This window comes from Microvirga aerilata, from assembly GCF_016743775.1.
Taxonomy (GTDB): domain Bacteria; phylum Pseudomonadota; class Alphaproteobacteria; order Rhizobiales; family Beijerinckiaceae; genus Microvirga; species Microvirga aerilata.
In genome coordinates, this window is record NZ_JAEQMY010000137.1 from 1 (window position 1) to 8,985 (window position 8,985).

7 protein-coding genes and 2 pseudogenes are annotated in these 8,985 nt (G+C 58.0%); 3 read left to right on the forward strand and 6 right to left on the reverse strand.

Annotated elements, in window-relative coordinates:
* Nucleotides 1-144 (forward strand): annotated as a pseudogene (locus JKG68_RS29385) (DDE-type integrase/transposase/recombinase); the annotation flags it as partial.
* A 349-nt stretch (nt 145-493) separates the two neighbouring features.
* On the opposite strand, the gene JKG68_RS29390 reads toward JKG68_RS29385, so the two are convergent.
* From JKG68_RS29390 to JKG68_RS29405, 4 genes and pseudogenes are all read right to left on the reverse strand, one after another.
* Nucleotides 494-643: a cupin domain-containing protein gene (locus tag JKG68_RS29390; RefSeq protein WP_202065648.1), complete on the reverse strand. Its 150-nt coding sequence runs from the start codon at nt 641-643 to the stop codon at nt 494-496.
* 92 nt (nt 644-735) lie between these two features.
* Nucleotides 736-999 carry a hypothetical protein gene (locus JKG68_RS29395; RefSeq protein WP_202065650.1) on the reverse strand — a complete coding sequence of 88 codons (264 nt, stop codon included), beginning with the start codon at nt 997-999 and terminating at the stop codon, nt 736-738.
* Between the two features lie 81 nt (nt 1,000-1,080).
* Nucleotides 1,081-1,716: a hypothetical protein gene (locus JKG68_RS29400; RefSeq protein ID WP_202065651.1), complete on the reverse strand. Its 636-nt coding sequence runs from the start codon at nt 1,714-1,716 to the stop codon at nt 1,081-1,083.
* Nucleotides 1,717-2,220: 504 nt separating this feature from the next.
* Nucleotides 2,221-3,308, reverse strand: a pseudogene (locus tag JKG68_RS29405) (IS3 family transposase); the annotation flags it as partial.
* A gap of 68 nt (nt 3,309-3,376) precedes the next feature.
* Here JKG68_RS29405 and JKG68_RS29410 point away from each other — a divergent pair.
* Nucleotides 3,377-3,886 (forward strand): MIP/aquaporin family protein, encoded by a 510-nt coding sequence (locus JKG68_RS29410; protein ID WP_202065652.1) that lies wholly within the window; start codon nt 3,377-3,379, stop codon nt 3,884-3,886.
* A 1,453-nt stretch (nt 3,887-5,339) separates the two neighbouring features.
* Nucleotides 5,340-5,633 carry a hypothetical protein gene (locus JKG68_RS29415; RefSeq protein WP_202065653.1) on the forward strand — a complete coding sequence of 98 codons (294 nt, stop codon included), beginning with the start codon at nt 5,340-5,342 and terminating at the stop codon, nt 5,631-5,633.
* A gap of 312 nt (nt 5,634-5,945) precedes the next feature.
* Here the strand turns inward: JKG68_RS29415 and JKG68_RS35005 are convergent, their stop codons facing one another.
* Both JKG68_RS35005 and glgX read right to left on the reverse strand, forming a co-directional pair.
* Nucleotides 5,946-6,173 carry a DUF6894 family protein gene (locus JKG68_RS35005; RefSeq protein WP_376773234.1) on the reverse strand — a complete coding sequence of 76 codons (228 nt, stop codon included), beginning with the start codon at nt 6,171-6,173 and terminating at the stop codon, nt 5,946-5,948.
* 108 nt (nt 6,174-6,281) lie between these two features.
* Nucleotides 6,282-8,567, reverse strand: coding sequence for a glycogen debranching protein GlgX (glgX, locus tag JKG68_RS29420; RefSeq protein WP_202065667.1), 2,286 nt, complete (start codon nt 8,565-8,567; stop codon nt 6,282-6,284).
* Nucleotides 8,568-8,985: the final 418 nt, after the last annotated feature.

Genomic DNA, 8,985 nt, shown 5'->3' on the forward strand with positions numbered 1-8,985 from the left:
ACCTCGAAATACCTGAACAACATCATTGAGGCGGATCATGGTGCGCTCAAGCGCGTGATCCGTCCGACGCGCGGCTTCCAGGCGATGAAGACCGCCGCCGCGACCCTGGCGGGTTTCGAAATCATGCGAATGATCCGCCGCGGTCATTACGTCCAGCGGGGCCGTCGAGCGACAGGCGAAATCCGTCCCGTCAATCAGCTCTTTGGTCTTGCTACCTGAGCGGCACGTTGAAGTGGGTTCGTTATGGCCTTCTCAGGTTACTGCAACAGTGCCAGATAACTGCACAAAGATCCAACTTGAGAGACATGGCCGCTCTCCATTGGGCTAGCGGCGCTCGTCAGAGCGTCAGCATAACGCTACTCGGCCTATTTTACTCCAGTCCGGGAAGCCTGTCGCCGCACCAGCCAAGGAAGGCCGCGAATTTCCGAGAAGACGCCTCATGGAACTGGGCGGGAAAGTATCCCGCCCGCCGTTCGATCACATTACCGCTTTGCTACTGTGAGGGAGCCGGGTGAGACTCGGGCATCTCCGGTGGGCTGACCTGAAAGATCACCAACTCCACCGGTGTCTGCCCCTTGTTGGTGCCACGGATGATGGTGTTGACCGGCTCGATCACGGCCTGCCCGGCCTGGGTGTGAACCATTTCCCTGTTCTTTCTATCCACAGACAGCGTGCCCTTCACCACGTAGACAATCGGTGGGGTCGGAGGCTGGGAGAGTTGAGCTTCGCCTGACCCTATCCCTCGTCGTCGAAGAGGGGGATGTCGACGCCTGAACCCTCGGAGGGTGTCTTTGCGTCCCCAAGCGAGGCCTGTTGTCGGGCATGCCTCTCTTTAGCGGCGTCCACCAAGGCGTTGACCCTGCCCTCCCTGTGGTGATCAAGGGCGGTGATCGCGACCTGCGCAAGGGTGTCGACTTCTTTGTCGGTCAGACTATGGCCTATTCGGGCCAGTTCGGCTGCGAGGGCTTTAGCTACCTCTTTGATGGCATCTTCCGTCATCCATCCTGTATGCCACCCGAACTCGGGCTTGTCTAACCCGTGGTTCTCCTCCACCTCGCGATAGAGTGCATCTCTCCACCTTTACGACGGTGGCGAGACAGCAGAAGTTTCCGCCTGAGGCGAAACTCGTCCCTCCAGAATTGCTCGCAGTTCTTGGCTTAAGGTTTCAAGTGAGCTTGAAGCGCTTTCATATACTGTGACGCAACGGTTCTTGATGTCTGCGAAGACCACCGATGATACTGAAGGTCGGCTATCGCCCGACTGGATGCTCGTGGGATTCCGCTTCACATCAGGGTCATTTGGATTGTCCTTGTTCAGCGCCACGACATACCAAACGTTACCTACTTTAGCTGCCTCTTCCAGCATGCGTATTCTTTGCTTTGCTTCATTTAGAGCCTTGCGACGCTCCTCAACTGACTCGCCTCGCGTGAATGCAAGATTAGGCGGCGTGTCACCACTTTCACCATAGGGATGAACAAAGTTTAATGTCATACGCAGCCCATCGGCTTTGACCCCATTCACCGGAAGTGCAGCAGCCTCTTTTCTACCTTGAACAAACTCGCGCACAGCTACATCGCACGATCTAAACTCGTCCTGTTCTTGAACCACTTGTTTTTGTGCGGGGTTAGGTTCAGCGCGTTTCCGACGTGGTGCGCTTTCAATTGCTGTGGTAAGTCCTATTACGAACGCGACGGTCAATAGAATTATTTTAATCATTAGCTCATCCTCCCCTACCAAGGGACGCCCTCGATAGGCTGGCAAGCTCAACCTAAAAACGATTATACATCTACTATGACAACATACATAGCCATATTTACTGCTGCTAAGCTTTGTAAGCTGGCGATTATAACAGGCATGTATCCACCTCTTGTTAAGCACTACCCAAGCCTCTGCTTAACCCTCAAGACTGATCAAGTAAGGCTCTGAGGTAAGTCCTATGCTGACCCGGGGTGACCCTGTTAACCGCACAGGTTTTTCTTGAAGAGGGAATCGAGGCAGTTGAGACAAGCTGAAGCGGTCTAGGAGTCTCATTACCTTTGAAAATTCCACAGCAGCCTCACTGACGCTGAGGTCGGAACAACAATAAACAAGAGGCTTAGAAAAATCGGTGAAGTGGGGAACGGGCGGATCATGCTGACCTGACCGGGGTTTTGGACCAGGCGCATTGAGAGCATACTGCATGATGGCGGATATGGGTAGTTGCTGTGCGACTACCTCCATCGTCATGGGTGCGGGCGGCCGGTAGCTAAAGGTGAGTGGGGCCGCACGCGGTTATAGTGATCCTTCCAGGCGCCGATTACGACCTAGGCCTCTTTTAGGCTGTAGGAGATCTCCAGCTTCAGGCACTCGTCCCTGAGCTTGCCGTTGAAGCTCTCACAGTACCCGTTCTCCCAAAGGCTGCCTGGCTCAATGTACAGGGTCTTGGTCCCGAGTTGCGCCAGCCACTCCCGCAGAGCCCGGGCAACCATCTCAGGGCCGTTATCGCAACGAACATGCTCAGGCACACCCTTGGCCAGCATGGCGTCCGCCAGCGTCTCGATCACCCTGAAGCTTGATCCGCCACGCCACCTTCAGGGCCAGGCACTCGCGCGTGTACTCGTCAATCAAGGTCATGATCCTCAGGCTCCTCGCATCATGGGTGTGACCTTCGACAAAGTCGAAGCTCTAGACGTGATTGGCTCTCTCGGGCCGCAGCCGAATGCACGAGTTGTCGTTGAGCCATAGCCTGGAACGTGGCTTGTGCTTCTTCGGGACCTTAAGCCCCTCGCGACGCCAGATGCGCTGCACCCGATCCTGTCCTACCTTCCAGCCGACCCGTTGCAGCAGGGCCGTGATCCGGCGGTAGCCGTACCGCCCATACTCAGAGGCGAGCGCGATAATGGCTTGGGTGAGTGCATCCTCGTCAGCCCGGAGGGTGGGCACATAACGCTGCGTCCCTCGGGGCTGGCTAACGATGCGGCAGGCGTGGCGCTCCGAGAGGCCGTACTTCTCCCGGATGCGGATCACGGCCTGCCGGCGCCGCTCGGGGCTTACAAGTTTCCCGAGGCTACATCCTTGAGGATTTGCTTCTCCAGGGAAAGATCAGCGACAAGGCGGCGTAAGCGGGCGTTCTCCCGCTCCAGATCCTTCAGGCGCCGGGCCTGCTCGATCTGCAAGCCTCCGTACTCCTTGCGCCAGCGAAAGTAGCTCTGTTCTGAGATGGCCGCATCCTTGCAGGCCAGCGCGATGCTCTTGCCTTGGGCGAGATGCACCTCAATCTGGCGCAACTTGGCGATGATCTGCTCCGAACTGAACCTCTTCTTCGGCATCTTGAGCTCCTTGGTTCCAGGTCAGTTGTCCCAATCAGCCTGGTCCAATTCCACCCAGTCAGGTCACCGTGACACTGGCGTTCTGCCTGGAGGGCAAGCTGGCGTGGCGTGATGCGGGCCTCTACGTCTTGGCGCAGTTCGCCGGCAGCGCCGTCGGAGCCGTCCCTCTTTTAGCTTGGGGACACATGGGACAAAGCGTTGCGTTTGGTGCAACGCGGCCGGGGGTCGATGTCCCCGTGTGGGCTGCCATGCTTGGCGAGGCAGGGGTGACGTTTCTGCTCATCCTTGCCATTCTGACGACGGCGGCTCATCCCAGCACGCGGCGCTTCACTCCGCTGGTCATGCCCGCTGTCCTCTCGGTACTGGTGTGGCTGGAGGCTCCCATTTCCGGCGCCAGTGCAAACCCGGCACGTTCATTCGGGCCTGCACTTGTGGCGGACACATCGATGAACCCATGGATCTACATAGCAGGACCCTCTCTGGGTGCCATCCTCTATGTCGGTCTGGTTCGTCTAGAGGCAGTCCGCCTCCCACGTGTCACGGTCGCCCGACTGTTCCATTTCCATATCGGGAACTGACGGCGAGTCACCAGCAAAAAACTGTAAATATGGTCTGTCCGCTTGGGTCAAGCAGCGACGATCCCCTCTCCTTCAAGATCGTTTGGTATTGCGACCTAAGCTGACACTCTGCTTACGTCCGAGACGGACCACAATGTATGGTCCGGCCACGCGTCACATGATGATGTTTGCAGACTGATGCACGTGAGAGCTGCATCAATGTATTTGACCTCAAGGTGGAACCTGTGCTCCGGGCCATCATGGGGATCCGCTCGTTACTCAAACCCATAGTAATGGGGAATAACTTCCGGCACGTCTTCACGGAACTATCTCGCTCGCTTTCTAGGGGATGGGGTTCGAGGGGCCTTGGGCAATGACCATGGCGACAGCCGAGAGAATGCCCGCTAGGAGCAAGCTACTCAGGAGAAGTGTCCAAACCGGAATATGGCGGCTCTTCCAAGACAAGCGCACCGCTTCCTTGTGCGCTTCCCGGCGGGGATCTGGCTTTTTGTCCGCCATGGTTGCCTTCATCCTTCCGGATAGGTCCCGCCCACGTCGACATCATCATGCTGGCGATAGGCTTCGTTTCTACAGAAGTGCCATGACCAGTAATGTGAGCTAGCACACGTGGAAGCCTGTTACCGGTGCTCGAATCCCATGAACTCGGATGCAATTTCGCAGGTCGCGAGAGTAACGACGCTGCGGGCCAACCGCTCCTCACCCTCTGCCTTAAGGAACTCGGAGAAGATGTCATCTTCTCTACCGCGCTCAATCAGCTCCGAATAAACTCCGGACAGTTGCGCATCGTCAGGCTCTGATCGGAGCCATCCAAGTGGCTATTTGCTCCTCCCCCACAGATGCTTAAGGCTAAGGTTAACTGTTTGTTAACCAAAGTGCTCTCAGTCTCAAGGACGCATGCAGTGCGCATCGAAGGTAAGCATCTGTGCCTGATCGAAAAAGAAGGTCTGAAGCTGCGAGTATAAACCGCGACGCCAAGAACCGTATCGCTGAGCTTATGCGGAGCGTCTACTTCCCGCCTGATACAAGCCCCATATCTGACGAACAGCTTGATCTTCTTCTTGCCTTGCGCCGAAAGGAGCGGGAGCGTAATCAGCCAAGATGACATAGCAGGAGCCTTGGGCGAGTACACCTAGGCTGTCAGCGTTCAACAGCCATAACTCGGCAGCCGTTGTGCAAGCGGCGCACTGAAGAACATTCTCTGCCAAATGCACCTCGCCCTCTTCCCTGAGCGCTTCCGCGAAGCCCTCATCCGCGCCTCCGCAGGAGAGAGTTCCGATATGCACCACCCATCAGGCGGCCAAGGGGCTATCGGACAGTTCCCTACGGGCTCGCCCGGATTTTTCTACCGTTCCAGGAGGCCGGCGTGGAACGGGAAGGTTCCGTCTCCTGGAATGAGAGGAACGTAGGCCTGTGGCCGACGTTGATCCGCAGCCCTCATGGGCGAAAGGGGAACATGATGCTCAACAGGCTCCACGGTTTCACGATTATGACGCTTGCTGCGGTCAACGAAGCCTTCGCCCAAGCCACGCCGCCTGCTGCGCCCGGCTCACCCGCCCCACCGGCAACAGACGGAGGCGACACCCCCTGGCTGTGGATCATCATTGGTCTGGCAATCGCTGCCGGCATCATCTGGTACTTCATGCGCGTACGGTCACGCCCCACGACTGCCGGGACGACGGGAGCGTCGTCGACATCCGGGACACCTACGAGCCACCCCAAGGTGTTTGACAACGACAAGCGCAAATAGCCACTTATCATCCGTGAAAAGCTCTTATCCATCTTACTGAGGACTCTGTGCCGTCCATTCCACTAGACCGTGTTGGGGTGGAACGTTGATGAGGATGTGCGGTTGATTCTCTGCGGAGGCAACCTGCCTTGGGGCAGGTCTCCTTGACCAGTCTCCGTAGACTGAGCCCCGTTCCGTTACTGGAGCAGGGCTCCCTTTGCCGAAGACCACACGTCCCCAGGCCCCTCTCCCGTCCATTGATCAACGACATTCGAACTTGGCAGCACAGTTCTATGAGAACGCCTCTCGGAATTAGGCGCTCCAGGGGTAAGGTCACCGAGGTGGTGCAGCGTGGCAATCAATCCTCATCGAAGCTGCTACTGTGCAGACCTGCTGGGTGTGCTCGTTCTTAACCTTGTTAACGATGCCGCCGGTATCACCCTTCCCCAGGAGGCTCCGGCTGATCTCGCCCGCCGACGTGAGAGCGCTTTGCACAGCCGCGTCCAGGCTGTCGAACTCGGAGCCCTCGTCAGGGTGCACTCTGTCCTCTGTCATGGACATTGAAAGAATTTGCGCGCCATGCAATCACCTCTCAGACAGAACGTCTTCCAAGCCACGCGATATCCTAAGCGCTGGTTGACCCCAGAGGCTGGCTCATGGCGCTTACGCTCACCAAGGTGTCTTTTGCGGAAAGGCCACTGGGGTTGAGGTGACCGCCTCGAATGCGTCCAGAACATGCTGGAATGAGCGAGCCGCATCTGTTTGCTGTCCCTTCTGGCGCACCGGCCTGAGGATGAACAGCAGGAGCGAGCGCCCAGTCACCTCGTACACACGCCCGAAGTCAAAGTCCTCGAGATCATCGTTCCGATCTTGGTTCGTATCGATCAGGCGCACCCATCGGCTCCCGCCAGCCGCCTCCGGCAGCTTGAAGGGCACCACGTCGTCATGGGCGTTCAAGATGACGAGCAGCGTCGAGTCCGACCCTAAACGCCGCACACCTGTCTCCTGGGCTCGGCCGTCCAACAGGATGCCCATGCAGCGCCCGTTGGGATCCTCCCAGTGTTCGACTGTCATCTCGCCCCCTGCCGGCGCAAGCCATGTCACGTCCTTGACCCCGATTTCCTCATCGTACTCGCCACTCAGGAACCGTCCCCGACGAAGCATAGGCAAGGACCGCCGGATGGCCAGCAGCTTCTGCACGAATTCGGCCAGGCACTTCTGATCAGGATCGATCCCCTGCCAGTCCAGCCAGGAGATCTCGTTGTCCTGGCAGTAGGCATTGTTGTTGCCCTTTTGCGAACGGCCGAACTCGTCACCGGCCAGGATCATCGGCGTGCCGCGGGAAAGCAGAAGGGTCGCCACCATATTTCGCATATGCCTGAAACGCAGATTGCGGATTGCCGGATCGCTGGTCGGGCCTTCGGCGCCATAGTTCACAGACAAGTTGTCGTTGTGCCCGTCCTTGTTGTCCTCTCCGTTCGCCTCATTGTGTTTATCGTTGTAGGAGACAAGATCGTTGAGCGTAAACCCGTCATGGGCCGTGACGAAGTTCACCGATGCCCAGGGTCGGCGGCCCCGCTTGTTAAACATGTCTGCCGATGCGGTAAGGCGTGCGGCAAGCTCGGGCAGCTTGCCTTCTTCCCCTTTCCAGTAAGCACGCACCGTGTCCCGGTAGCGGTCGTTCCACTCCGCCCATCCGGGCGAGAAGCGGCCGACCTGGTAGCCGCCCGGGCCACAATCCCAAGGCTCCGCGATCAGCTTGACCTGGCTCAGCACCGGATCCTGGCGACAAGTGTCGAGGAAGCGTCCGTCCTCATCGAAGCCATGCGGCTCCCGGGCCAGGATCGTCGCGAGATCAAAGCGAAAGCCATCGACATGCATCTCCTGCACCCAATAGCGCAGGCTGTCCCCGACGAGTTGCAGCACCCGGGAGTGGCTTAAGTTGACGGTGTTGCCGGTCCCAGTGTCGTTGATGTAGTAGCGCGGATCGGGCGCAAGCCTGTAGTAGGACGTGTTATCAATGCCCTTGAACGAGAGGGTCGGCCCCAGCTCGTTGCCCTCAGCGGTGTGGTTGTAGACCACATCCAGTATAACCTCGATCTCGGCGGCATGGAGATGAGCCACCATCTCCTTGAACTCTGCGAAGGCAAAATCCGGGTTGGCAGCATACCGACGGGCTGGAGCAAAGAACCCGATGCTGTTGTAGCCCCAGTAGTTCTTGAGCCCTTTCTCAGTCAGGTTGCTGTCGTTGAGGAAGGTATGAATGGGCAGGAATTCAACGGCTGTGATGCCAAACGAACGGATGTAATCCATGGCTTCTTGGCTGGCCAAGCCAGCATAAGTGCCACGCAAACCCTCCCGTACAGTCGGGTGACGCATCGTGAAGCCGCGCACATGCGTCTCGTAGATGACTGTCTTCTCCCAAGCCGTTTGCAAGCGACGGTCACGTCCCCAGGTAAAGGCTGGATCGATGACGCGGCTCTTTATCATGAAGGGAGCGCTGTCACGGCGATCAAACGTGAGGTCGTTTGCCGTTTCCATCTCATAGCCGAACAGCGCAGGGTCCCAGGTAATCTGTCCTACGATCTGCTTGGCATAAGGGTCGAGCAGGAGCTTGTTGGGATTGAAGCGATGGCCTGCGGCAGGCTCGTAGGCACCGTGCACCCGGTAGCCGTAGACGGTTCCCGGACGTGCATCCGGCAGGTAGCCGTGCCAGACCTCGTCGGTGTATTCAGGCAACTCGATGCGATCCAGTTCACGCTCGCCGGTGTGATCGAAGAGGCAGAGCTCCACCTTTGCGGCATGGGCTGAGAACAAGGCAAAGTTCACGCCGACTCCATCCCATGTGGCCCCAAGCGGGTAAGGGCGCCCCTCCATCATCCTGGATTTGCGAGTGGGTTGAGGAGCAGTGGGGTGACCTCCCCTATGGCGAGTGTTCAGATCCTGGAGGTTCATGGGCATCCCGAAGGTGTAAGTGCGCTCTCCACGCACTGAGCCTCTATCAACGCGGATGCTGAACCGAAGGTCCGCTTGCCACTGAGCAGGTTTGAGCGTTACTTGACAGTACCGAGAGCTTGGATCGCAAATCACATTTGCCGAGCGCAATGAACAGGGTGAGAGCTACAAATGTGCACCCAAGTCTTCTGGCTCTGTCGGTCGATCACGAACGCTGCCTTGGCCCGCCCGCCACCACGACGGGTTCGGTTCCACTCAACAGGGCTGCATTCAATAACAGGCGAGCGGATAATTTCCAGTGCCTAGGGCGAGGCTTGCTCACCACCGTCTGCTGGATGGCACAGTTCAGCCAAGCGGATCTCTGCCAGAGCCTTGAAGGACCCTGTGGGGAACTGCTCAAGGTAGGCCTGGAACATCG